Source organism: Desulfoluna sp. HI9BLuna, from assembly GCF_056829775.1.
Window position 1 is genome coordinate 1,741,561 of the sequence record NZ_CP186555.1, and the last position, 24,931, is coordinate 1,766,491.

The window sequence follows — 24,931 nt, forward strand, 5'->3', positions numbered from 1 at the left end:
CAACATGAAATATGGAGGTAAATAATACCCCCGCCGCCCCTTGGCGACCCCACCGGGACCCGACACCTATGCTATCTTTTTTTCTATGTATTATCAACTTCATTGTGCATGCAAAACGGCTGGAGCAATTCCAGTCATAGCGTCCGCATAATGCCCTCCAGGCAAAGCAGCCAGGGGCAAAAAGGATCAATCGCTATAACAAGACAGTACATCTTATGACTACCATTCGTAAGCATTGAATTCCCATTATCCCATTGACTTTTTCCTCACGCCTCCCCATATTGTTATCCAAACTTACATTAATCAAAATAAAATAGAATGACTGACATCTGCAGTGTACCCGTTCCGGTCCTGCTCATGCCACAGCCCGACGCAACGCCCCCGGTCGAACCTCCGTCCCGATGATGAAAGGAATGTGCAATGCTGAAACACCTCAAGGTCAAGACCAAGATGCTTCTCTACATCGGCACGGTCGCTTTTCTCTCCTTTGCCGTGACCATCGGTGTGGTCGCTGTAAAGGCCGGAAACATGGCCAAAAGAAGCGCCAAAGAGAACGCCATGGAAACATCCTACCGATACGGCGGCGTCGTCAAAGCGGAGCTGGAGACGGCCATGACCGCTGCCCGGACCCTGGCACAGACCTTTGAGGGCCTGAAACTCTCCGGGGATACCCCCGGACGAGAGGCCGTGGACACCATCCTGGCAAGCCTCGTTGCCGACAACCCCTCTTTTCTCAGCACCTGGATGGTTTGGGAACCCGACGCCCTGGACGGTCGCGACAACGAATTCGCCGCCACACCGGGTTACGACGCCACGGGGCGCTATGCCCGCTTTGCCAGCCGAAAAGGCGGAGAGGTTTCCCTGGCGGCCCTCAAGGGGTATGAGACCAAGGCTTACTATCGCCTTCCCAAGACCCAGGGCACCGAGACCCTCATGGAGCCTTTCATGGGAAGCGTCAACAACCGGGAGACCCTTATGACCACCCTGGCCGTGCCCATCCGCTTCCGGGGAGAGATCATGGGGGTTACGGGCGTCAGCATGGCCCTTTCCACGCTCCAAAAACGGCTCGCCGACATCCGGATCCTTGACACCGGCTACCTCACCGTCATCTCCAACGCAGGCACCTACGTAACCCATCCGAAAACAAAACGCATCGGCAGATCGGTGCTGGAAACCGACCCCTGGATCAAGGGCCTCCTCGGCAAGATTGCCTCTGGACAAGGCTTTGATGTGGCCAACCACTCGGCTTCCCTGGGGGAAAAGGTGGTACGGATCTGCGAGCCCATCCGCATCGGCAAGGCCAAAACCCCGTGGGCCGTCATGGTCAACGTGCCCTTGAGCGAGATCCATGCCGAGACCGACAGCATCAGGCGCATCAGCATGGGCATCGGCACGGTGTCGGTGCTGCTTCTCATTGCCATCATCTACGCCATCGTCCACAGCATCACCGGCCCCATCAAGGAGGGGGTCGATGTTGCCGAGGCCATGGCCACCGGGGATTTCAGCCGGACCCTGACGGTCCGGAACAGGGACGAGGTGGGAAAGTTGGGGGAGTCTCTCAACCATGTGACGGAAAACATCGGCGGGGTGATTCGGGAACTCGCCTCCGGGGTCGAGACCCTTTCGGCCTCATCCGCTGATCTCGCCGCCGTCTCCGGCCAGATGTCCTCCGGGGCGGGACTTGCCGCCTCCAAGACCGAGACCGTTGCCTCGGCAAGCGAAGAGATGAGCACGGGCATGACCGCCGTTGCCGCGGCCATGGAGCAGGCATCCACCAACGTCTCCATGGTGGCCGCGGCCGCCGAGGAGATGACCGCCACCATCCAGGAGGTGGCCCAGAACACGGAGTCGGCCCGTAGCATTGCGGACACCGCCGTCACCCGTGCCAGACAGGCCCACACGCAGATCTCGGACTTAGGGGCCGCCGCCCAGAAAATCGATGCCGTCACCGAAACCATCACCGACATCTCCGACCAGACCAACCTCCTGGCCTTGAACGCCACTATCGAGGCGGCCCGGGCCGGTGAGGCAGGCAAGGGGTTTGCCGTGGTGGCCTCGGAGATCAAGGAGCTGGCCCGGCTCACGGCCATGGCCACCGGAGACATCCGAGACCAGATCGGTGGTATCCAGCAGGCCACAACGATCTCGGTGGACTCCATCAACGAAATCACCACGGTCATCGACGAGATCAGTGAAATCGTGGCCACCACGGCCACAGCCGTGGAAGAACAGGCCGCCACCACCCGGGAAATCGCCGAAAACGTCAACCAGGCATCCCAGGGACTCTCAGAGATCAACGGCAACGTGGCAACAAGCGCCAAAGCCGCCGACGGCATCAGCGGAGACATCGCCGAAGTCCACAGCCAGGCAAGGGAAATGACAACCAGCAGCGCCACGGTCAGTACAAACGCCAGTGAGCTTCTGGACCTTGCCGGACGCCTTAAAGAGGTGGTGGGACGGTTCAGGGTGTAAGGGTGGTGTAACGATTCCGTTCAAACAAGCCTCCGGCGGCCCTGCCGGGGGCTAAACTTTTAAAAAGTTTAGCAAACAGGTCACAAAAAAATATTTGCATGAATGCCGTTTTAAATGCAGAAGTGATTTGCCCCGAGGAACGAGGGGCAAATCACTTCCGCTACCTGCTTTCAAGGTGGCACACCTTGCCGCCGGAGGCACGCTTTTTGCCGGGTACTTTCACCATAGAAGGCAGGCTGAATCGTTACAGGGTGTTCTTGGTCCGACGGCGATGAATGCCCAGTTTTTCCATGCGGCTCCGAAGGGTGGTCCGCGGAAGACCGAGCCTCACGGCCGCGCCTTCTTTGCCTCCCACCACATGGTTGCAGGCTTTCAGGGCGGATTCGATGTACCGTCGGTCGATGGTGGCAAGGGGAAGGACCTGGTCCGGGGTGGTGACCCTGTCAAAGACCGACAGAAGGGACGAGGCCTCTTTACCTGCGCCATCCGAAGGGTTCAGGAGAGAGCGGAAGGAGACGGAGCCACACCCCAGGATGAGCCAGCGCTCCAGGATGTTTTCCAGCTCCCGGATATTGCCGGGCCAGTCATAGGACGCCAGCTCGCTGAGTTCGAAGTTGTTGGGAAAAGGGGCGGTGCCCAGGTTCATCTCCCGGGCTTTCTTGCGTATGAGGTGGGCCACCAGGGCGGGGATATCCTGCCTGCGCTCCCGCAATGGGGGAATCCGGATGGGAAAGACGTTGAGGCGGTACCAGAGGTCTTCCCGAAAGGTCCCCTGGCGAACCATCTCCTGAAGGTTTCGGTGGGTGGCGCAGACAATGCGAAGATCCAGGGCAATGACCTTGTGACCGCCCACCCGCACGACCTCGCGGTGCTGGAGCAGGCGCAGGAGCTTGACCTGGGCGGTCAGGGAGAGCTCCCCGATCTCGTCAAGGAAGACGGTGCCCCCGTCGGCAAGCTCCAGGCTCCCGGGCTTTCGCCCCCCGGCCCCGGTAAAGGCTCCCTTCTCGTGGCCGAACAGCTCGCTTTCCACAAGGGTTTCGGGGATGGTGCCGCAATCGATCTTGATAAAGGGGCTGGCGCTTCGAGGCGACAGCGCGTGCACCGCGTTGGCGATCACCTCTTTGCCCACCCCGGTCTCCCCCAAAAGAAGCACGGAGCTGTCCAGGGGCGCCACCTTGCGCACCGACGCCATCACCGGCCCCAGGCCACCTGTTTCACCAATGACACTCCCCTCCACGGCACTTCCCATTTTTTTTGTCAGCTCGTGTTTTTCGTAGCGATACTGCTCTTTCAGGTGGAGCACTTCCTGGTACCGCAGGGTGTTGGAGAGGGCCAGGGCCATGGGCTCCTTCAAAAGGCTGAAGAGGTCCTGGTGGGTCGGGGTGAAGAGGTTCCTGCCGCTGGTGACGGCGATGAGGGCGCCGATGCGCTCCCCGTCCAGCATGAGGGTGATCGCCATGAACGAGTCATCGGCTGTGCCCGCATGCCGGACATACTCCCCGGCAAGCAGATCCCGCTCCGGGTCCTCGATGACAATGGCGGATTCTGTTCGCTTGAAGGCCTCCTCCACGTACTCCGCACCCTGTTCAATGTGGAGGTATTCCGGAAAGGCGTTGAACGCCTCATGCATCAAGGAGGCATACCCCAGGCGCTTGAAGCAGTTTTTCGGGTAATCAAAGTAGATCAGGACAAGCCGGTTCATGGGTATCCGGTCTTGCATGGACACCAGCAATCGCTTGAGGACCTGATCCATGTCCAGGCTCGCGCTGATGCACCCAATGGACTCCCTGAAAAACGAAAACCGCTCCGAATCACTCACAGGCTCCTGCATACACCCCCACCGTCACTTTTCAGCTCAACATTGCCTCCGACAGCCTTGCCGGGGGCCAAACGTTTGATCCGCCTCCAACCAAGGACTCCAACGCGACGAAACGTTCGACAAACAGGTTTTGTTTTTTGGGAACGCGCCCCACTTCAAAATAAAAGCACAAAAAGCAGCCTCCGGCGGCAAGGTGTGCCACCTTGAAAGCAAATTACCGCCGGGCTTTGCCCCTCGTTCCTCGGGTCAAATCCCAGCGGTATTCTGGCGAGCCATTGTGTGATTATGTGTTTCCGACAGCCTCGTCCCTCTTAGTTTTGCGAAGCTTTGCTCAAAAAGCAACCCGCCGGAGTGATTCCGGTCAACGTAAAGCGAAGCCCAAGTTCCCCATCATCGTATAAGTCACACACCACGCGAATGCCCCGAAAACGGTTACATGGTGGCCACCTTCATGCATTCGCCACAGGGTTTCCAGGTGCCTACACCTAACCGCCGGCGTTATTCCGGTTAACGTCAAGCGAATCCCCCATACCCTTCATCGTGTTTCCAGAAGAATAACATGGGCCTCTCCAGCGTATGCGGGTGCCATATGTCACACACCACGCGAATGCCCCGAAAACGGTTGCTTAATGCCCTCCTCCATGCATTCGCCACAGGGTTTCCAGGTGCCCCCACCTGGCCGCCGGAGGCTTGCTTTTCCCCTCTACCGGGGTCAGTTGAACATCCGCCTGATGAGCTTCAGCTTCCAGGGGGCGTAGGGCCAGTACTTCAGGGGAGCCTCAAAAAAGGTGGGTTTGTCCAAGATGCTCTTGTAGTGGGTAAAGGCCCGAAAGCCCGCTTTGCCGTGGTAGTTGCCCATGCCGCTGGCCCCCACTCCCCCAAAGGGCAGGTTGGGGTTGCTCAGGTGCATCAGGGAGTCGTTCACCGCCCCGCCCCCGAAGGAGACCTCCCGAAGGACCTTGCGGATCCGTGCCCTGTCCTTTGCATACACGTAGCAGGCAAGGGGCTTGGACCGCTCCTTGACCTTGCCGATGGCCTCGTCCAGGTTGGAGAAGGCGATGACCGGCAAGATGGGACCGAAAAGTTCATCTTCCATGACCGGGTCTTCGAAGTTTACCCCGTTCATGAGGGTGGGGCTGATGGTCCGGGTATCCCGGTTCACCTCCCCGCCGTGGAACACCTTGGCCGGGTCGATGAGGGCGGCCAGCCTCTCCAGGTTTCGCTCGTTGATGATCTGCACGTAGTTCTCCCGAAGGTCCTCTCCGGGAGCGTAGCGGGCCTGTATTTCCTCTTTCAGGGCGGCAAGCAGGGGCGCTTCCACCTCTTTTTCCACCAGCACGTAGTCCGGGGCAATGCAGGTCTGCCCGGCGTTGAGGAACTTGGCCCAGGCAATTCGCCGGGCGGCCACCCGGATATCGCAACCCGAAAGCACAAAGGTGGGGCTCTTGCCCCCGAGTTCCAGGGTCACGGGGGTGAGGTGTTTGGCCGCCTTCTGGTAGATGATGCGCCCCACCGGAATGCTTCCCGTGAAAAAGACCTTGTCAAAGGCGTTCTCCAGCAGCTCTGTGGTCTCCTCCACCCCGCCCTCCACCACATGAAAGTAGGCATCGGAAAAGCCCTGGTTGATGATCTCGGCCATGACCTGTGAGGTTCGGGCGGGCAGCTCGCTGGGCTTGAGGATCACGGTGTTCCCTGCGGCCAAAGAGGAAAGCGCCGGAATCAGGGAGAGGTTGTACGGGTAATTCCACGCCCCGATGACAAGGGTGGTGCCCAGGGGCTCGGGCAGGATGTAACTTCTGGACGGCACATTGGCCAGGCTCCCCGGGACCCTTTTTCTCCTGCTCCACCGGGGCACCTTTTTCACGAACATGTCGATCTCATGATAAATCTGGGAGAGCTCGGTGAGGTAGGTTTCAAACTCGGACTTGCCGAAGTCCTCGTAAATGGCCGTGTTGAGCCTGGCCTCGCTGGCTTTGAGCAACGCCTTGAGCTTTTTGAGCTGCGCCACCCGAAAGGCCGGGTCTTTGGTCGTGTTTGTGTTGAAGTACTCCCTTTGTTTCTCGACAAGCGCCTTTGCATCCATGGTTGCTCCTTGTTCGGGTAGGTGGTTGAAGCCATGCGGGCATCAACCTGTGCAGAATCCGTTCCAGGCACGCAAAAAGGAAAAGCGCCCCGCGATCCGGCCATGGGCACAGGCGGGGGCAGATGGGACAACCTTCTGTTCAGGCAGTATAATCCGGGCAACAACAAAACAACAAGAAAGGAAAAGCACCCGGCAACCGGAGGGCATCACAGCGCCCCCGGTTGCGACGGCAAAGACGACATTTCGCCACACAGAGCCCATCAAGACGGTATATCGCCTCGACGGATCTCCCTGCCCAAGCCCAAGACCCTTTTGGCGTCTTCAAGGATCATATAGAGGGCCGGGATGAGAAGCAGGGTGATGAGGGTGGCAAAGAGGATCCCAAAGCCCAGGCTGATGGCCATGGGGATAAGAAACTGGGCCTGGACGCTGGTCTCCAGGATCATGGGCACGAGGCCGAAAAAGGTTGTGAGCGAGGTCAGAAGAATGGGACGAAACCGTCGCTGACCGGCCTCACGGGTCCCTTCGAGGATGGTCATGCCCCTGGCCCGATTGGTGTTGATGCGGTCGATCATGAGCAGGGAGTCGTTGACCACCACCCCGGAGAGGGCGATGACGCCGAAGAGGCTCAGCATGCTCAGGTTGTAGCCCATGAGAAGGTGGCCGAAGATGGCCCCCACAATGCCGAAGGGGATGGCGAACATAATGATCACGGGCTGGCCGTAGCTTTTAAACGGGATGGCCAAGAGAGCGTAAATGGCAAACAGGGCCAGGAGGTAGCCCTCTTTCAGGCTCCCCAGGGACTCGCGTTTCTCTTTCTCCTCCCCTGCGAACCCATAGGAGAGGCCGTCGTAGGTCGCCATGAGGCCCGGAAGCAGCTTCTCCCGGATATCGGCGTTGATCTCCCCTGCGTTGCCCTCTTTGGCGTTCACCGTGGCCGTGACATTCACTACCCGCTTGCGGTTGTTCCGGGTGATGGTGGAGTACCCCCGGCCCCGGTCAAACCGGGCGGCCCGGGCAATGGGGATCTCCCCTCCACCGGGGGTGCGGATGCGCATGGCCGTGAGGGTCTGCATAAGCCTGCGGTCCCCTTCCGGGTAGCGGATCTTCACCTTCACCTCGTTGCGACCGATCTGCAGGCGCAAGGCTTCGCTGCCGAAAAAAGCGCCCCGCACCTGGCGGGCAAAGTCCGCCTCGGTGACACCCAGGGTCTTGGCCTCGTCCGTAAGGGTGAACTTGATCTCCCCCTTGCCCGGTGAGAAGTTGTCCTCAATATCGGTAACACCCGGGTAGCCCGCCACATAGGCTTTCACCTCTTCGGCGGCAGCCTCCAGGACCCGGTAGTCAACATGCCGCAGCTCCACGTCGATGTCGGCGCCCATCTGCACCAGGTCCGTGGTAAAGGTCAGGGAATCGGCGCCGGGGATCTCCCCCACCTTTTTCCGCCACAGGGCCTTGACCTCGCTGATGGGTACGGAGCGCTCTTCGGCCCGGGTCAGGAACAGGGCCACCTGGGCGATGTTTGTTGAGGACGCGGCGCCCTCGCCGTCGTTTCCAGGCCCGGTGGCCGCCATGGCCCCGCCCACGATGGCGTAAACATGGCGAAAGATGGTGGGCTCCCCCGGGTTTTCTGAATCCATCTCGGCCACGGCCTCCATGGCCGTTTCAATGAGCATGTCGGTCTGGCGGCCCGTGGCTTCCAGGGTGGTGCCCACGGGCATCTGCAGGGCCGCGGTGATGCGCTCCCCTTCCACCTCGGGCATGAAGGTAAACTTGATGAAACCGGATCGGACCAGCCCCACGCTCATCAAAAGCAGGGCGATACCGATGGCAAAGGTGGTGTACCGATGGGCAAGGGCCAGGTCCAGGGTACGCTTATAGGGGCCGGACACAAAGCGTTCCAACCGCTCCCCGAAATGGACCCGCACCGCATCGATGCGCCCCAGCACCGGGCCGGAAAGGGGCTTGGCCGATCCCCCGCTCAGGTGAGCGGGAAGCACGAAGAGACTCTCCACAAGGGAGACCAGGAGAAGAGAAATCACCACGATGGGCACCGCCACCATGAACTTGCCCATGGTCCCGGCCACAAAGGCGATGGGCAAAAAGGCGGCCACGGTGGTGAGGATGGAGAAGGTCACGGGAACCGACATCTCGGCGGCTCCGTCGATGGCGGCCTGGAGAAAGGGCTTTCCCTTTTCGCGATGGGCGAAAATATTCTCCCCCACCACGATGGCGTCGTCCACCACGATCCCAAGGGCCAGGATAAAGGCAAACAGGGAGATCATGTTGATGGAGACGTCAAAGGAGGGCATGAGCATCAAGGCGCCCATAAAGGAGATGGGAATTCCCAGCATCACCCAGAGGGCCAGGCGCAGCTCCAGGAAGAGCCCCAGCACGATGATCACCAGGCACAGGCCCAAAAGGGCGTTTTTCTTCAAAAGATTGAGGCGGCTCTCCAGGAGTTCGCTGGTGTCGTTCCACACGGCCGCGCGCACCGAGTCCGGCCACTGAGCGTTGAGCTCGTCCACGTAGGCCAGCACGATGTCGGAGATCTCCGTGGGTTTCTGGTCGCCCACGCGAAAGACGTTGATCATGGCCGCGGGCTTGCCGTCAAAACGGGCGTAGGTGCCCGTGTCTTCAAAGCCATCGGTGAGAACGGCAATGTCTCCCAGCCTCACCGTGGCCCCGTTGCCTCCCCGGACAATGACGATGTCGGCGTACTCAGCCGCCTTGTAGCGTTTCTCCTTGGTGCGCAGCAGGATCTCTCCGCTGCGGGTCTTGATGGTGCCCCCGGGCAGATCCAGGGAGGCCTGGCGCACGGCCGCGGCCACGGTCTCCATGGTGAGGCCGTAACGCCTCAGGTTCTCCTCCGTCACCTCCACGGTCACCTCGTAGGGCCGCACCCCGCCCAGCTCCACCTGGGTGATCTTGGGATGGTCAAGGAGCTGGTTTCTCACCATCTCGGCCCGCTCCCTCAGGGTCCGTTCGGGCAGGTCGCCGTAGACCACCACGGACACCGTCTCCTGAAGGTTTAAGATTTTACTGACAATGGGCTGCTCCGCGTCTTCCGGGAAGGTGGTGATGCGGTCCACCTCGCTCTTGATGTCCTGGAGCACCACGTTGGGGTCCACCCCGGTGCGCAGCTCGGCGATAACGCTGCCCCGGCCCTCGAAGGCCTGGGAGGAGAGCTCGTCAATGCCGTCGATGCCGGAGATGGCCTCCTCGATCTTCAGGATGATGCCCTCTTCCACCTCGTCGGGGCCCGCCCCGAGGTACTCCACCTCCACCCGGACCTTGTCCAGGGCGATCTCGGGAAACACCTCCTGCTTCACCCCCAGGCCCTTGATCAGACCGCCCACCACAAACACCATCATCAACAGGTTGGCCGCCACATGGTTGTTGGCCATCCATTCAATCCATTTTTTCATTTCGGCACCTAAGGGTCACACAACGTTATAGGTTTGAATACTTGCCCCGACATCGCCTCCTACGCAAGGTGGAGGGCACCTTGAAACCCTATGGCGAATGCATGAAGGTGGACACCATACTGACGTTTTCGGGGCATTCGCGTGGGGTATGACATATGGCAACCGATTTTGCTGCAAAGACCTATGTCATTCGCCTGAAAACCCCATGCCCTTCATGGGGTTTTTGCTTGGCTCTAAGCGGAATAACTCCGGCGGCTCCGCCCGAGGCTTTTTTTTGAGCGGGATGGTTACCAAACATTCTTCTTTGTGGACCACCCCGCACAAACCATCGGCATTCATATCGGGCAAAGCCCGTCAGCGAATGGGATCGGCCTGAGGAACGAAGGCCGGGAGCATTCGCGATACTGGGGTGCAGGGGATGTATCCCCTACCCGCCGGAGGCACCCCGATCAGGGCGCTGCCTGCCACTGCCTCAGCTTCATGCCCGGGGCGGCCCCGGCAACCCCGGAGGTAATGGCCAGCTCACCTTCCGCAAGGGGACCTGTAACAATGGCCCGGGCCTTGCGGCGCCACACCACGGTCACCTCCCGCACGGACAGGGTGTTTTCCGGGGTGAGGACATAGACCCATTTGCCGTCCACCAGGGCTTCAAGGGGAATGGAAAAACCGGAGTCAATGGGCCTGCCCGTCAGCTCCACCCCCACGTACATCTCGGGGACCACGGCGGCCACCTCATCCTTAAAAGGGGCTTCCACCCTCACCAGGAGCCGTGCCATGCGGCCGTCCGGGTCCACGTCGGCCAGGCGCCTCACCAGGCGTCCGGTGCGAAGGGCCTTTTCTTTGCCCGCCGTCAGGCTCACCCGGACCTCGTGTTGCTCCGGGTCCACCCAGGCCAGCTCTTCGGCCGTCACCGGCACCACCACGTCCATGCGGTCCGAGGCCAGGAGGCGGGCCACAGTCATGCCCTGGGAGACAAACTGGCCCGGGGCCACGGTTTCGGCAAGGACCCGGCAGGCAAAGGGGGCCTTCACCGTGCAGCGCGCGATATCCAGGCGCCGTGCCGCAAGGTCGGCCTTTGCCCCTTCAAGCTGGGCTTTGGCAGACGCCAGCTGCGGTTCATAAAGCAAGAGGGGGGAAGGAGTCATGCCCTCACGGCCCGGCATCCGTTCCCACTCCAGCTTGGCGGACCGGGCCTTGGAGCGCACCTCGGCCAGGGCCAGGGCGGCCTGGGCCACCTGGGATTCGGCCTTGACAGCGGCCAGGCGGTAGTCTTCGTCATCCAGGGTGAACAACACCTCCCCTGCGACAAAGGACTTGCCCACTTCCATGTGATCCGCCGTCACATACCCCGACACCCTGGGCACCACGTCCATCTGCTGGAAGGGAACCACCGTGCCCTGGGTCACGATGCGCACCCGCCCTTCGGCGCGGGTGACGGGCACGGTCTCCACCAGCTGGCCCCGCTCTTCGGCCGTGGTCCTCTCCGGTGCCCGTTTCAGGTGGATCATCACACGCATCACCAGAAACCCCGCCACCAGGATCACCAAGGGCAGGATCCATTTCAGCCGCGGGCGCCAGTTTTGTCCCATGGTTCTCTCCTTGCTCGACCGCCGTTCATCTTCCATGACCATTACTCCGTTTCTCTGTGTGTCGTCACATACGTCTCAACCCATGTGTCGCTGAAAGACCCTCCCAAAGCACGGGCCAGGCCGATGCGGTTGGACAGGAGAAGGCGCCGGCTGGTTGCCAGGCGGCTCCGGGCTTCATTTTCCGCGATACGCGCGATCATCAGGGTCAGGTAATCCGAGGCGCCTTCCAGGTACCGGCTGGTCACGTAAGCCGTGGTGGCCGATGACGCATCCAGGGACTCCTTGAGGCGGGCGTCTTCCCGCTCGCCGTTGCGGCACCGGGTGAGGGCGTCCGCCGCTTCGGTGAAGGCGGTAAGGGCCGTGGTACGGTACCGGGCCAGGGAATCGTCAAAGGCAGCCCTGTCGGCCTCCACCAGGGATTTTCGCCGTCCCCAGTCGATGAGGGGGGCCAGGAGCTCACCGCCGATGTTCCACACCGGGCCGCTGTTGGACCCCGCTTCCCAGCCGTCTCCGGCCCTGCCGTACCCGGCCGTGAGGCTGAAGGTGGGAAACCGGTCCGCCAGGGAGACGGCAACGGCCTCATCGGCCTTCATCACATCCAGCATGGCACGGACCATATCGGGTCGTCCGAGGATCAGGCGTGATGAAAGGGGATCCCGGGCCAGGGGAGCCATGGTGGGAAGGGGCTTGTCCGATATACCGGGGACAACGGCCTCAAGGCCTCCGGGTTTGCGATTTAGCAGGGCAGACAGGGCATGGTCGGCCACAGCCACGTCGGTGCGGTACCTGGCAAGGGTCACCTCATCCACGGCCAGCTCGGTGCGGGTGTCGTAGACATCCCGGGCCGTGGCCGTGCCCTGGCCGTAACGCCACTCAATCATCTCCAGCAGCTCCCGGCGCAGGGCCACGCGCTCCTCGGACAGATCCTGCTGCACCTGACGTTCAAGGCGGAGGTACCAGGTGTCCGCCACCTGGGCCGATACGGTCACAAGGGCTTCGGAAAGGGAGGCAAGGGAGGCTTCCCGATCCAGGGCCCGCTGATTTTCAAGGGCCTGCCTGCCGCCCCAGAGGTCCAGCTCGTAGGAGGCCGCCGCCGACAGGTTCCAGGAGTTGGAGATCCCGGCCATAAACCCTTCGGTGCGGGCGCGGCCCGCAGAACCGGTGAGATTGACCCCGGGAAGATCCGCCGCTTTTTGCGCCCCCAGTAGCGCCTCAGCCTTTCGCACGTTGGCCGCGGCCCTATCCAGGGTGGGGTTCTCCTCCAGGGCCGTCTCCACCAGCGTGTTCAAGGTCTCGTCTTCCAGAAAAAGCCACCAGTCCACCTCCGGGCGCGGGGTTTTATCCCCTGCCTCCCGTAAATCCGAGGCCTCCTCGGCCAGGGCCCCGGGCGCTGTCCGGTCATGGACGGAGCAGCCTGAAAGGATCCCCAGGCCAAGGGCCAGAACCATCATCCATCTTCGTTTCATGTGTCCTCCATGCCCCGTGTAACAAAATCGATGAGGGAGTCCACCACCTCGTCTTCGGGAATGGCCGTGGTCAATTCCTTCGGGCAGGAGTCCGTCTGGTGCCCGCGCACCGCATGAATCGCGTGCTGCATGGCCCCCAGGGACATCCGTAACCTCAAGACCACCTCCTCTTCGGGCAGGTTCGGGAGGGCCTCCCAGAGGGTCTCTAAGTACTGCTTGAGAAGGGGCTCGATCAACGGCCCCACACGTTCCATCATGGCCCCTTTGTGCTCGGTGAAGACGCGGCTCATGATGATGGAAAACCCGCCGAACTCCGGCTGGACAACCGCCCGGAGGGTGGGCTCGATAAGGGCCGTCATCACCGCCCGCACCGACGGACGCTCACCGGCCTCAGCCGCCTCGGCCCTCACGGCATCCAGCCGGGCCAGCCGAATGGCGTTGAGGGGCTCAAGGCGCCTTCGGAGCACCGCGTCCATGAGGTTCTCCTTGCTGCCGAAGTGGTAATTCACCGACGCGACATTGACCCCGGCGCGCTCGGTAATCTGCCTGAGGGAGGTACCGTGAAACCCCAGCTCAGCAAAAAACGACTCCGCTGCGTCCAGAATATTTGCCTTGGTCTCTTCCACCGCCATCTCTCGTCTCCTCTTCCAGTTATCCGCTTCAACCACACCATATCCCGGCATGTTTTCGATTCTGATTCAGCTTAATTCAAACATTTGTTTAAATCAACTGTTCATTTCAAACAAATGTTTAAAAAAATTCTTTTGTAACGATCAAGGGAGACGAAGGGCAAAGCCGACAAAGGCCCGCAAGACGGCAGGACATGTGCATGCCAGGGCACACGTATCGGAACTCATCTGAATAGAACCGGAAGAGATGGAGAAGAAAAACAGAGCGGCCCGCCCGCAACCACGGGCCGTGAAGGGTCTTTTTGAATAAGGAGGACGGAGGGTGGTGCAAACCCCAGCCCGGATATTTCACGGGTCGAGCAGAAAACGGTGAATTACATGGTGGGTTTTTGAACTACCTCAACAATCGGCGGCCCTCACCCACCTGCTCTTGTTTGGTGGTTTGCGTATGACATATCCGGGTCAGCAGGAGCCGGAAACAGCCCAGCGACCGATGGCCTCGGAGACCCCGCAGGTGTCGTTGTCGGAAACAGAGGCAAAGCAGGCTTTCAGGTCGTCCGGCGCGTTGGCCACCACAAACCCCTTGCCCGACCAGTGAAGGAGGTCTTCGTCATTGTAGTCGTTGCCCACGGCCATGGTCTGAGAGGGGCAAACCCCGCATTGCTCGGCAAGAAAGGAGACCGCCTCGCTCTTGCAGATCCCCTTGGGGAACACCTCCAGCCAGGTGCTGGTGCCGTCAAAGGGCGAGGTGGTGCGGATCACGGTGAAATCGGCCAGAGCCTCGGTGATTTCGGCAAACAGAGAGCTGGCGCGAACCTCCCGGGTAATGGCCAGGAACTGGGACGCCGGGCCGGAAAAGTGCCCGTTGATGGGCTCGGAAAACCCGTCGTAAAAGGAGAGACGGGTATCGAAGTCGGGGTTCTCCGGGGCGTGCCGGTGGTAGACAAAGCGATGCCCCTCGGGCACGGCCCCGTGGACCATGTAATCCAGGCCAAAGGAATCAAAGACGCCCTTGATGCACAGGCAGGCCTCATGGGAGAGGCTCGCCTCCCGGATCATGTTGGCCGCCGGATCGGGATAGCGGGCGATACCCACCCCGGTGGAAAAGACAAGGTAGTCCACGGGCAGATCCGCAGGGGCGGCCTTCATGAAGGAGTACAGATTTCGCCCCGTAGCGATGACGCGGATGACGCCCTGCTCACCCAGCTGCCGAAGGCTCTCGAGATCCTCGTCCGCCACCGTGCGGTCGCTGCGGAACAGGGTCCCGTCAAAATCCGTAATCATCATGCGCTGCATGGGCCGTTCCTCTTTCCTTTCCAGGTTTCATGGCATCGGAGCCCCACAAGACGGCCCCATCAAACGCCATAGCGTACCATGAAACATCCCGCGTCTCAATCAACGACAAACCGCACGTCCGAAGCCCCCCCGGAAAACCGGAAAGATTTGACGAAGGCACCGTCAACCACGTATCATCAAAAAATTGATACCCTTTCGTACCGGATCACCACCTGTGGTCATCCCCGTTGAAGGAGATCAGCACTCAACGCCTTCTGGAACCATGCCAAACGCAACCGGGCCCCGGCCCGCCTTATAAAATGATATAAAGGCCGCCATGAAAAAAGCCTTTGACGACATCATCTCCGCCATGAGCAGGGTGGTTTTCGGCAAAACCCACGAGGTAAAACTTGCCATCACCTGCCTCTTTGCCGGTGGACACCTCCTCATCGAAGACCGACCGGGCATCGGCAAGACCACCCTTGCCAAGGCCCTCTCCCGCTGCCTGGGGCTTGGCTTCACCCGGATGCAGTACACCAGCGACATGCTCCCCGGCGACCTCCTGGGGGTCTCCGTCTTCGATCAGGCCAGCGGCAGCTTCGTCTTTCACAAAGGGCCGATCTTTACCCAGGTGCTCCTGGCCGATGAGATCAACCGCGCCACCCCCAAAAGCCAGAGCGCCCTTCTGGAGGCCATGGAAGAGTGGCAGGTCACCGTTGAGGGCAACAGCTACCCCCTGGCCAAGCCCTTCTTCGTCATCGCCACCCAGAACCCCCTGGAGCAGTCCGGCACCTTTCCCCTGCCCGAGTCCCAGCTCGACCGGTTCCTCATGCGAATCAGCGTGGGGTACCCGGACCGCAAAGCCGAACGGGAACTCCTTGAAACCGGGAACCGAAAGCACGCCATTGAAAAAATCCGGCCGGTGCTGAACACCGAGCAGGTCATGACCATCCGAAGCAGCATCGCCGCCATCCATGTCTCCGCCGCTTTTCTGGACTACGTGCAGGACCTCCTTGATTTCACCCGGAACGCCCCCCACTTCACCCACGGTCTCTCCCCCCGGGCCGGGCTGGCCATCCTCCACGCCACCCGCTCCTGGGCCTGCCTCAACGGCAGGGACCACGTGATCCCCGAAGACCTCCAGGCTGTCTTCCCCTACATCGCCGGACACCGGCTCCAGTCCCGGGAGACCCGGTCCGAATACTCCTTCCGGCAGCTCCAGGACCTGCTCATGGAGGTTCCCGTCCCGTGAGAATCGCCGCGGCAAACGCCCTGCTCCGGTTCACCTCCCGGGGCCCTCGACGGCCCCTTCCCCTTGGGATCAGGGCCCTGCGCATTTACATCCTCCCCACGGGCCGGGGACTCCTTTTTGCCTGCGCAGTGACAGCCATGATCGGGGGGGCCCTGAACTACACCAACAACCCCGGGTTTCTCTTTGCCTTTCTCCTGGCCTCCATGGCCCTGATGTCCACCCTCTACACCCAGAAAAACATCAAGGTGCTCACCCTGGTATCGGAAAAGCACGTCCCTGTCTTTGCGGGCAAGCCCCTCTGGTTTGAGCTGGCCGTCAAAGCCGATGCAGCCCCCCGCTACAGGGTCGCGGCAGGTTTCAAAGACCAGGGACGCGTTGTGCGGGACATCCCGGCAGGGGAAACAGTCACCTTCCGCCTGCCCCTTGAGACCCTGACGCGAGGACGCTTTCGGCCCCCGCCCCTCATCGTGGAGTCCACTTACCCCTTCGGGCTCTTCCGCACCTGGGTAAGCATCCGGCTGGATGCCCACTGCCTTGTCTTTCCCGCGCCCCTGCCCCATGCCTTTGAAACGGCCGCAGCCCCTACCCCTGGGCAAGGCGCAGGCACCTCCCCCCACTCCGAGACCGGCGACTTCAGGGAACTCAAGACCTATCGGCCGGGGGACCCCGGAAGCCGAATTGCCTGGAAGCCCCTGGCCCGGGGCCAGGGACTCTGGACCAAATCCTTTGAGGCAGAGCAGAACCACGCCGTGACCCTCTCCTGGGACCTCATCCGGACAACAGGAACCGAGGCCCGCATCAGCCACCTCTGCCACCTGGTGCTGGAAGCCCACCGGCAAGGAATCCCTTACGGCCTGTCGGCCCCGGGCATAGCCATCGCTCCGGGTGCCCCGGCCAGCGTCCCCCATCGGGACCAATGCCTCACCGCCCTGGCCATGATGCCACCAAGCGATTAACAATAAGCGTGCCTCCGGCGTCGAGGTGAGCCACCTCGAAAGCATCTTGCCATGAGAACATGAAAGAAAAGGTTGGACCAACCACCGTGTCGACGTCTTCAACAAAAAAAGGCCGCCATCCCAGGGAAGAGGCGGTGAAAGACACCTTGCCCCTTCTGGTGGCGGCCCTTGCGGCCGGGCTGATTCCCCACATGACCCATCTCAGCCCCTGGATCCCAGTCTGGTGTATCGGGTTCTGGGGGTATGCGGTCCTGTCCGAGCCCAAGGGGTGGCCCCTGCCCCGGACCCTTTCCCGCGTGTGCCTCACCTTCCTGGGGTTTGCCTGCGTGTTTGTCTCCAGCAACGGGGTCATCGACAACCGCTTCGGGGCAAGCCTCCTGTGTGTCATGGCGGGTTTGAAGCCCCTGGAGACCCGGCGGGAACGGGACCTGTTCATCGCCATTTTCATTGCCTATTTCATGGTGGTCTCCAGCCTCTTTTTCTCCGCCTCCCTTGTGATGACAGCGTACATGGTGGCAGCCATGATCCACATCACCGCCATCCTGCTGCGCATCAACTGTCCTGCGGTCCCCTTAAAAGAAGCCTTCAAGGTGTCGGGGGCCATCACCGGCAAGGCCGTCCCCCTCACCCTGGTCCTCTTCTTCTTTTTCCCGCGCATCGACGGCAGCCTCTTCGGGATCACCGCCACCAGAAGCGCCTCCTCGGGGTTTTCAACCACCCTCTCCCCGGGCAGCGTCTCTCAGATGGTCAAAAGCCAGGCCCCTGTCTTTCGGGTAACCTTTGACGGAGTCATCCCCGCTTCGGACCAGCGCTACTTCCGGGGCATCGTCTTCCAGACCTTCAACGGCACCTCCTGGCGCGCCGCCATCCGCCCCCCATCGGGGGCAACGGTCAAAGGTTCCGGCCCCCTTGCGTCCTACGAAATCATGGTGGAAACCAAAAACACGGACCGGCTCTTTCCCCTGGACCTTCCCGTCACCCTGCCCAAGGGCACGGCACAGTTGGCGGACCACACCATGCAAAAGCCCAAGGGCGGCCTCAAGGAAGCGCCCTACCGGTTTGGCTCCGCCACCGCCTACACCACCGGGTCCTTTGCCCCCTGGGAAGCTGTGTTCACCCGCCTGCCCGCCGGGGGAAACCCCCAAAGCCGCCGCCTGGCCCGTCGCTGGCGGGCCCAGGCCACGGATGCCCGCCAGGTGGTGGACAGCGCTCTGGCCTATCTCGGCACCAACGGGTTCGTATACACCCTCACACCTCCCCTTCTCTCCGGGGAGAGGATCGACCGGTTCCTCTTTGACACCCGCAAGGGCTTTTGCGAACACTACGCCTCGGCCTTTGTCTTTCTCATGCGGGCCGCAGGGGTTCCGGCACGCATCGTGGGCGGCTACCTGGGCGGCACCGTCAACCCCATGGGCAACTACCTCATCGTCCGGCAGGCCGATGCCCACGCATGGGCGGAGGTCTGGCTTAAAGGACAGGGTTGGGTGCGGGTGGACCCCACGTCAGCCGTGGCCCCGGACCGGGTGGAGCGGGGGGCGGGCTTCGGGCTTCCCGAGGCGGACCGCCCCTCCTTTTTCATCGGCGACGGCGCCTCCTTCCTGGCCCGGGGGCTCCAGCGACTCAGCCTGGGGTGGGATGCCCTCAACTACCACTGGGACACGCGGGTCATCGGGTACTCCGGCAGCCTTCAGGAGGCGTTCCTTAAAAAACTGGGCGCCTCGTCCCGATCCGCCAAAGGATGGGTTGCCGCTGCAGCCTGGGGGGTTGCCCTCTGCTGCGCTGTCTTTGGACTGGCCTGGCTGATCCTGGAGCTGCGAAGCCGCACCAAAATCCCGCCGGTACGGGCCAGCTGGGCGCTCTTTCAAAAGAAAATGGAAAAAGAACAAATCACCCGCCACCCGGCCACCGGCCCCCTGGACTTCCTCGACCGGATCAAGAAAGAGGCCCCCCACCTTTACCCCGAGGCCCGCAGGATCATCCGCCTTTATGTGGCCCTCACCTACGGCCCGGGTGGTGACAGCACCGAAAGGCCACAGGAACTGAGGCGGGCGGTGAACCGGTTCAACCCGCGTAAAATACGCCCCCGATCCCCCAAAACCGGGTCTTAGGAAAAGCAGCCCCCTAACGGATCGGCATCAAGCGATTTTTTGTATTGCGTCCCCTTTGAATTCGTGTAAGCTGGGGCGCCAATACAACACGACAACATGGGTAAACCATCAAATTAGGATATGACACCACCATGAAAAAACGACTGAGAAAAAAACTGCACGTGGGTGAGTTCCAGGAGTTTGGCTTCAACCTCACCATCAAGTTCACCGACCAGAACACCAACGAGGCCCTGGACGCCTTTGTGGAGTCCTTCCTGGATGAAGTGATCGATCCCAACGGCCTGGATTTCGGCGGCGGCGGAGACCGTTTTGACTTTGCCGGTTTCGTGGTTCTGGCCACCCGCGGCAGCGTCACCGACGAGCACCGAGCCCTGGCAAACGCCTGGCTCGAAAAGCGTGACGAGGTCGTCTCCTTTGAGGTGGGCGAGCTGGTGGATGCCTGGTACCCTTAGGCCCACAAAAAAATAGGGCGAAGGCGCGATCATGGACGCCTTCGTCCGCCCTGACCTATTCAGGAACCGCACCTTCGCCCCGGGCCCGTCACAGGCCCATACCGTTCCATGGCTTCCCGGGCCGGCGTCGGGATCTCATCCCCTTCTCACCCGAGTCATCCGGCTCTCCCTCGCAAACCAGCCATGGCATCATAAAAAACTACCCTTAAAAACAAAAAAACCACGAAATGATGACGGACCGCGCTCTCGCGATGCATCAGCCTTCGTGGCTTAAGATTAGCCGTTTCCAGCCCTTTCCCATTCGGGGCCAAAACGCATAAAGAACCATTTTTGCTTCTGAAACCTACAGGCTTCCGTTGCCTTCCTTCCTGTCACACCCCGCCACCCGTGTCAACCGTTTTTGCACAAAAACGACGATCACATCCCTTCAAATCAAAGCGCTTCACGGCCTGCCACGCCCATCCCCCGGATCACCGAAGCATGAAAGATCCGGTACAAGCGGGTACATTTTTCCGTAAAAATCCTGTATACACCGTAAGGTTACGAGTAATGCAGTAAGGCGTTTTCCCCATGGGAACACCGCCTTTTCAATCCCATGCCATGAGGTCTATGATGAAAAAGCTCGCCATTGATGCTGCCACCACCCTGTTCGCCCTGCTGGCCCTGCTGTCGGTCTGCCCCACAGCCTCCGCAGCCCAGCAGCCCCCCACCCTGCGCATCGCCCTTTTGCCCATCCCCGATGTACTGCCCGTGTTCGTGGCCGAGGAAAAGGGGTACTTCGAAGAGGCGGGCATCCGCGTGGAGACCCTCCCCGTGGGCAGCGCCCTGGAACGGGACCAGCTCATGCAGGCGGGCCGCATCGACGCCATGGTCAACGAAATCTCGGGCACGGCAAGCTTCAACCGGGAGACGGTACGCATGAAGATCGTGGCCGTGGCCCGGGCACCCAAGGGGAGTTCGCCCCTTTTTCGCATCCTCTCCAGCCCCGGCTCAAAGATCACCACCCCGGACCAGCTTGCAGGGGTTCCCATTGCCGTTTCCAAACACACCGTCATCGAATACCTCACGGACCGGCTCCTGGGCGACAGCGGGCTCTCTTCCAAAGAGATCGTCAAAAAATCGGTGCCTGTCCTGCCCGAGCGCATGCAGCTGCTCCTCTCTGGACAGATCAAAGCGGCCACCCTGCCCGATCCCCTGGCCTTTGCCGCCATGAAGGCCGGTGCCCATGTGGTGATGGACGACACCCGCGCCCCCCTGTACAGCGCAAGCGTCCTCTCCGTCAGCGCCGAAGCCTGGACCGGCAATGAACAGGCGGTGGGGGCCTTTGTGGACGCCTGGATGAAGGCTGCCCAAGACATCAACGCCGACCCCGAGAGTTTCCGTCCCCTGATGCTTAAAAACATCCGGGTCCCCAAGAACGTCCGCCAGAGCTTTGTCATTCCGCCCTTCCCCGTCAACACCGTGCCATCAAAGGCACAGTGGGACGATGTCATGGCCTGGATGACGGAAAAAGGCATCCTCAAAAAACCTGTCGCCTACGGCACCTCCGTTGTGACCGGCCGTTTCAAGGAGTAAGCCGAGACCTGTGACAACTCCCATCATCGACATAGAGACCCTGGGCTTCCGCTACCGGGACCGAGCCCCCATTTTTGAGGATTTTTCTCTCACCATCCGCCAGGGCGAGGCGTGGAGTGTCATCGGCCCATCGGGCTGCGGCAAGACCACCCTGCTCTACCTCATGGCCGGGCTGACCCGGCCGGACTCAGGGGTGATCCGCGTGGGGGGCGCTCCCATTGAGCGACCCCGGCCCCGCACGGGCCTGGTGCTTCAGGACCACGGGCTCCTGCCCTGGGCCACGGTGGAGGAGAACACGAAGCTGGGGTTCAAGATTCGCGGGTTTTACGGCCCCGACGGCAAACACAGCCCCGAAGACGCCAAAAAAGACCCCGAGACCGAAGAGGCCCTGACCCGACACTGGCTCTCCTGGCTCGGCATCGATCACGTGCGGGAAAAATACCCCGCAGAGCTCTCCCGGGGCCAGCGCCAGCGGGCCGCCATTGCCCGAACCCTGGTCCTCTCACCGGACCTCCTCCTCATGGACGAGCCCTTTTCCGCCCTGGACGCCCCCATCCGTGAAGAGCTCCAGCGGGTGATGAACCGCTTTCACCGGGAGACCGGGCTCACGAGCCTCACCGTCACCCACGACATCGAAGAGGCCGTGGTCCTGGGCGAAAAAATTCTCGTCCTGTCCGACACCGTGAACCAAACGCCCACCATCGTGGACAATTCCCACGCCGGAGACCCCGACCTGCGCATGGGCAGACAGTTCCTGGACCAGTGCAGCGCCCTGCGCGCCCTCATCGAAACCCGGTCCCGAAAGGAGGAGCCATGAGCCAGACACGTCGGCGCTCCACCCCCATGGGAACCCTTCTGGGCAGCCTCACCCTGCTCCTGCTCTGGCAGGTGGCCTCCATGCTCCTTGCCCGGCCCATTTTGCCGCCCCCCACCGTGGTGGTGCCCCTGTTCATCAAGGCCCTGCCCGGAGAACTGGGCCTTCACCTTTTAGCCAGCACAGCGCGGGTCCTGGCCGCCATCCTCCTGGCCGTCATCACGGCAGCCCCCCTGGGCCTGGCCCTGGGCCAGCTGCCCAAACTCGACCGCATCGTCGGGCCCCTGGTGGCCATCATCTACCCCATCCCCAAGATCATCTTCCTGCCGGTGATCTACGTGCTGCTGGGGATCACCGATCTCTCCAAAATAACCCTCATCGCCTTTATCATCTTCTTCCAGATCCTGGTGGTGGTCCGGGACGAAGCCGCAGGCCTCCGGCGCGAGCTCATCATCTCGGTGCGCTCCCTAGGCGCGGGACGACGGGCCCTCTTCCGCTACGTCTACCTGCCTGCCTCCATTCCCGCTGTGCTGACGGCCCTGAGGGTCTCGGTGGGCACGGCCGTGGCCGTCCTATTCATCGCCGAACAGTCCCTCACCAGCTGGGGGCTCGGCTACTACATCGTGGTGGAGACCTACCAGGTCCTCATGTACCCGGAGATGTACACAGGCATCATGGCCATGGGCCTCCTGGGCGCGGCCCTCTATGTCCTGATCCATACCATCGAACGAAGGTACGCAAAGGGGTAAAAAGAAGACGAAATGCAGCCTCCGGCGGCCAGGTGGGGCACCTGGTAACCTGGTGGCGAATGCATGAAAGGTGTCGTGACATGCGCCACTATCGGGGCATTCGCGTGAAGGGTCATATAAGGCAACCTGTTTTGGGAAGAGACCTGTTTTATTGGTCAAAAAATCGCCACATGTACCGTTGGAACAGGGTTGACCTTGCTCGGAATAACACCAGGGGCCAAACGGGTTAACATGTTTACAAACAGAGCTTGAGTTCGCCCTTCCAAGCCCCTGACTGAAACAATAAAAGCATTAGAAACGTTTTTTTGCAGCTTGCCAGGACGTAGCCTGTACCTTTTTTCAAAAAAGCGACCCGCCGGAATTCGCCCGGTTGGAGTCAAGCGAATCCCCGATGCTCTTCATTGGGTTTCCAGAAAAATGAAATGAGCCTCTCCCGCAAAAACAGTTGCAACATGTCACACACCGTGCGAATGCCCCGAAAACGTTTGCATGATGGCTGCCTCCATGCATTCGCCATAGGGTTTCAAGGTGCCCCCACCTTGCCGCCGGAAGCATTTTTTATTTATTAAGGAGTTCCCCATGTCTGTCGTTCAAACCCTTACTGCATCCCCCTGGTTCCTTGCCATCCGGCCCAAAACCCTTCCCGCTTCAGCGGCTCCGGTTATCGTGGGTACGGCCTGTGCCATGGGCGACAACGCCTTTGCCTTTCTCCCGGCCCTGGCTGCCCTTTTCGGGGCCATGTTCCTTCAGGTGGCGGTGAACCTGGCCAATGACTACTTTGACAACAAGCACGGCATCGACTCGGAAAAGCGCATGGGGCCTGTGCGGGTAACCCAGAGTGGCCTCATCGCACCGAACCGGGTCCTGGCCGCCATGGTGCTCTGCCTGGTGCTGGCCACTGTCACGGGGATCTACCTGGTGGCCCGGGGCGGCCTGCCCATTGTGGTCATCGGCGTGCTGTGCATCCTCTCCACCCTGGCATACAGCGGAGGGCCCTACCCCATCGCCTCCAACGGCCTGGGTGAGCTTTTTGCCTTTCTCTTTTTCGGACCGGTGGCGGTGTGCGGCACCTATTACGTCCAGGCCCTTGCCATGGGCCCCCGGCCCCTCATCGCCTCCATCCCTGCAGGCCTCCTGGTGGCGGCCATCATGAACGTCAACAACCTCCGGGACATCCCCACGGACTCCGTGGCAGGCAAACGGACCCTTGCCGTTCGCATGGGGCGCGGCATGAGCTCCGTCTTCTGCGGACTCCTTGTCCTCATCCCGTTTTTCATGCTGCCCCTGCTCTTCCTCTCCGGCTTCATGGGCGCTGCGGGCTTCCTGGCTCTGGGAGCCTCTCCCATGGTGCTGCCTATTATAAAGGATCTCTTCCACACCAAGGGCCCCGCCCTGAACGAGACCCTGGCGTCAACGGCCAGGCTCTCGGTGGTCTTTTCCCTGCTCTTTTCCGTGGGCCTTGCCGTATAAGAAAAGGCCGCACCCCCAGAACAAAAGCCTTCGGGGGCTGTTCCTGTGCATGGTCACGTTACAAAAGGCCTTTTCAGCAGAGCAGCCCCCTTTTGCCTTTTTCCTTACCCAACCCGTATATAAGGTGAAACGCCCGCCGTTTCTGGAGCCAGGGACGTTCTCCGCGCACCCCGCCCTGCTGCCGGAACTCACCGAACCACAGAAAGCCCCCCGTCGTTTCAACTCAAATCGCAGAAACACACCCCGAACATTCCTTTTCGCGAATATTATTCAGTTCAGTTTCGCGATTGACGCAGAACAGGCAAAAGGCAGCGAATCGGCGAACCGTCCCCTTGACCGAACAACACTGTTTTTCACATATGTGATATATCAGATATCAAATAAATTCAGAACATTTCCGCCCGACAACCAGGGTACCAACCCTGGACCAACGACTGAATTTTACGTCAACGTCAGTTCACGGCGCGAAAAAAATGAGCATGGGCCTCTTTGTATTATTCGGCTGATCCCCATAAAGCCCGAATAAAATTCGGAGCGGTCTCCCCCCTTTTTATAAGTCATTCTAAAACTTATCGCAGGTAAATTACTTCAACCCATTTTTTTGCGGATTTTGCGCCTACTCCATTGCCCGATCCCTTGGAATATCTCGCTCAATTTTTTCTTGAACTGTCATATAAACTGTGTTTTGGTTCGATCTTAACGGTCAAACTAATAATACAAAGCGCTACACTGAATGTTTTGCGCCTTTGCTGAGTTCTCCTGAACAGCCAGAGACGTCCCCGGATAAAATCTGC

The 24,931-nt window shown here is 60.8% G+C and carries 17 protein-coding genes; 10 read left to right on the forward strand and 7 right to left on the reverse strand.

What is annotated here, in order from left to right:
- Positions 1–420: 420 nt before the first annotated feature.
- Entirely contained in the window at positions 421–2,472 is a 2,052-nt protein-coding gene (locus ACOYW0_RS06855) for a methyl-accepting chemotaxis protein (RefSeq protein WP_482417791.1), read from the forward strand.
- Between the two features lie 244 nt (positions 2,473–2,716).
- Here the strand turns inward: ACOYW0_RS06855 and ACOYW0_RS06860 are convergent, their stop codons facing one another.
- The 7 genes from ACOYW0_RS06860 to ACOYW0_RS06890 all read right to left on the reverse strand — a co-directional run bounded on the left by ACOYW0_RS06860 (position 2,717) and on the right by ACOYW0_RS06890 (position 14,782).
- A complete protein-coding gene (locus ACOYW0_RS06860; RefSeq protein WP_482417792.1) occupies positions 2,717–4,291 on the reverse strand; it encodes a sigma-54-dependent Fis family transcriptional regulator in 1,575 nt (524 codons plus the stop codon).
- A 712-nt stretch (positions 4,292–5,003) separates the two neighbouring features.
- Positions 5,004–6,374, reverse strand: coding sequence for an aldehyde dehydrogenase (locus ACOYW0_RS06865; protein ID WP_482417793.1), 1,371 nt, complete (start codon positions 6,372–6,374; stop codon positions 5,004–5,006).
- A gap of 260 nt (positions 6,375–6,634) precedes the next feature.
- A complete protein-coding gene (locus ACOYW0_RS06870) occupies positions 6,635–9,802 on the reverse strand; it encodes an efflux RND transporter permease subunit (RefSeq protein WP_482417794.1) in 3,168 nt (1,055 codons plus the stop codon).
- Positions 9,803–10,251: 449 nt separating this feature from the next.
- Entirely contained in the window at positions 10,252–11,391 is a 1,140-nt protein-coding gene (locus ACOYW0_RS06875) for an efflux RND transporter periplasmic adaptor subunit (RefSeq protein ID WP_482417795.1), read from the reverse strand.
- A gap of 41 nt (positions 11,392–11,432) precedes the next feature.
- Positions 11,433–12,857 carry an efflux transporter outer membrane subunit gene (locus ACOYW0_RS06880; protein WP_482417796.1) on the reverse strand — a complete coding sequence of 475 codons (1,425 nt, stop codon included), beginning with the start codon at positions 12,855–12,857 and terminating at the stop codon, positions 11,433–11,435.
- Positions 12,854–13,489 carry a TetR/AcrR family transcriptional regulator gene (locus ACOYW0_RS06885; RefSeq protein ID WP_482417797.1) on the reverse strand — a complete coding sequence of 212 codons (636 nt, stop codon included), beginning with the start codon at positions 13,487–13,489 and terminating at the stop codon, positions 12,854–12,856. Before ACOYW0_RS06885 ends, ACOYW0_RS06880 begins: the two co-directional genes overlap by 4 nt.
- A gap of 459 nt (positions 13,490–13,948) precedes the next feature.
- On the reverse strand, positions 13,949–14,782 hold the full coding sequence (locus ACOYW0_RS06890) for an HAD hydrolase family protein (protein ID WP_482417798.1): 834 nt from the start codon (positions 14,780–14,782) through the stop codon (positions 13,949–13,951).
- A 316-nt stretch (positions 14,783–15,098) separates the two neighbouring features.
- On the opposite strand from ACOYW0_RS06890, the gene ACOYW0_RS06895 reads away from it, so the two are divergent.
- From ACOYW0_RS06895 to ACOYW0_RS06935, 9 genes are all read left to right on the forward strand, one after another.
- Positions 15,099–16,013, forward strand: a complete 915-nt coding sequence (locus tag ACOYW0_RS06895) for an AAA family ATPase (protein ID WP_482417799.1) — start codon at positions 15,099–15,101, stop codon at positions 16,011–16,013.
- Positions 16,010–16,969 carry a DUF58 domain-containing protein gene (locus tag ACOYW0_RS06900; RefSeq protein WP_482417800.1) on the forward strand — a complete coding sequence of 320 codons (960 nt, stop codon included), beginning with the start codon at positions 16,010–16,012 and terminating at the stop codon, positions 16,967–16,969. The genes ACOYW0_RS06895 and ACOYW0_RS06900 overlap by 4 nt, the downstream gene beginning before the upstream one ends.
- A gap of 59 nt (positions 16,970–17,028) precedes the next feature.
- Positions 17,029–19,077, forward strand: a complete 2,049-nt coding sequence (locus ACOYW0_RS06905; RefSeq protein WP_482417801.1) for a transglutaminase TgpA family protein — start codon at positions 17,029–17,031, stop codon at positions 19,075–19,077.
- A gap of 131 nt (positions 19,078–19,208) precedes the next feature.
- Positions 19,209–19,529 carry a YggL 50S ribosome-binding family protein gene (locus tag ACOYW0_RS06910; protein ID WP_180139396.1) on the forward strand — a complete coding sequence of 107 codons (321 nt, stop codon included), beginning with the start codon at positions 19,209–19,211 and terminating at the stop codon, positions 19,527–19,529.
- 609 nt (positions 19,530–20,138) lie between these two features.
- The gene (locus ACOYW0_RS06915; RefSeq protein ID WP_482417802.1) at positions 20,139–21,104 is read left to right on the forward strand and encodes an ABC transporter substrate-binding protein; all 966 of its coding nucleotides are present in this window, start codon (positions 20,139–20,141) and stop codon (positions 21,102–21,104) included.
- 10 nt (positions 21,105–21,114) lie between these two features.
- Positions 21,115–21,921, forward strand: a complete 807-nt coding sequence (locus tag ACOYW0_RS06920) for an ABC transporter ATP-binding protein (protein ID WP_482417803.1) — start codon at positions 21,115–21,117, stop codon at positions 21,919–21,921.
- A complete protein-coding gene (locus ACOYW0_RS06925) occupies positions 21,918–22,667 on the forward strand; it encodes an ABC transporter permease (RefSeq protein WP_482417804.1) in 750 nt (249 codons plus the stop codon). Before ACOYW0_RS06920 ends, ACOYW0_RS06925 begins: the two co-directional genes overlap by 4 nt.
- Before the next feature lie 579 nt (positions 22,668–23,246).
- Positions 23,247–24,137, forward strand: a complete 891-nt coding sequence (locus ACOYW0_RS06930; protein ID WP_482417805.1) for a 1,4-dihydroxy-2-naphthoate polyprenyltransferase — start codon at positions 23,247–23,249, stop codon at positions 24,135–24,137.
- 49 nt (positions 24,138–24,186) lie between these two features.
- Entirely contained in the window at positions 24,187–24,663 is a 477-nt protein-coding gene (locus ACOYW0_RS06935; protein ID WP_482417806.1) for a hypothetical protein, read from the forward strand.
- The last annotated feature ends 268 nt before the right edge of the window (positions 24,664–24,931 follow it).

Bases quoted from the DNA above. Each gene is read 5' to 3' on its own strand.
- ACOYW0_RS06915 (WP_482417802.1), top strand. From the start codon at position 20,139: ATGATGAAAAAGCTCGCCATTGATGCTGCCACCACCCTGTTCGCCCTG.
- ACOYW0_RS06870 (WP_482417794.1), bottom strand. From the start codon at position 9,802: ATGAAAAAATGGATTGAATGGATGGCCAACAACCATGTGGCGGCCAAC.
- ACOYW0_RS06925 (WP_482417804.1), top strand. From the start codon at position 21,918: ATGAGCCAGACACGTCGGCGCTCCACCCCCATGGGAACCCTTCTGGGC.
- ACOYW0_RS06895 (WP_482417799.1), top strand. From the start codon at position 15,099: ATGAAAAAAGCCTTTGACGACATCATCTCCGCCATGAGCAGGGTGGTT.
- ACOYW0_RS06930 (WP_482417805.1), top strand. From the start codon at position 23,247: ATGTCTGTCGTTCAAACCCTTACTGCATCCCCCTGGTTCCTTGCCATC.
- ACOYW0_RS06935 (WP_482417806.1), top strand. From the start codon at position 24,187: ATGGTCACGTTACAAAAGGCCTTTTCAGCAGAGCAGCCCCCTTTTGCC.
- ACOYW0_RS06880 (WP_482417796.1), bottom strand. From the start codon at position 12,857: ATGAAACGAAGATGGATGATGGTTCTGGCCCTTGGCCTGGGGATCCTT.
- ACOYW0_RS06905 (WP_482417801.1), top strand. From the start codon at position 17,029: ATGAAAGAAAAGGTTGGACCAACCACCGTGTCGACGTCTTCAACAAAA.
- ACOYW0_RS06885 (WP_482417797.1), bottom strand. From the start codon at position 13,489: ATGGCGGTGGAAGAGACCAAGGCAAATATTCTGGACGCAGCGGAGTCG.
- ACOYW0_RS06910 (WP_180139396.1), top strand. From the start codon at position 19,209: ATGAAAAAACGACTGAGAAAAAAACTGCACGTGGGTGAGTTCCAGGAG.
- ACOYW0_RS06875 (WP_482417795.1), bottom strand. From the start codon at position 11,391: ATGGGACAAAACTGGCGCCCGCGGCTGAAATGGATCCTGCCCTTGGTG.
- ACOYW0_RS06865 (WP_482417793.1), bottom strand. From the start codon at position 6,374: ATGGATGCAAAGGCGCTTGTCGAGAAACAAAGGGAGTACTTCAACACA.
- ACOYW0_RS06855 (WP_482417791.1), top strand. From the start codon at position 421: ATGCTGAAACACCTCAAGGTCAAGACCAAGATGCTTCTCTACATCGGC.
- ACOYW0_RS06890 (WP_482417798.1), bottom strand. From the start codon at position 14,782: ATGCAGCGCATGATGATTACGGATTTTGACGGGACCCTGTTCCGCAGC.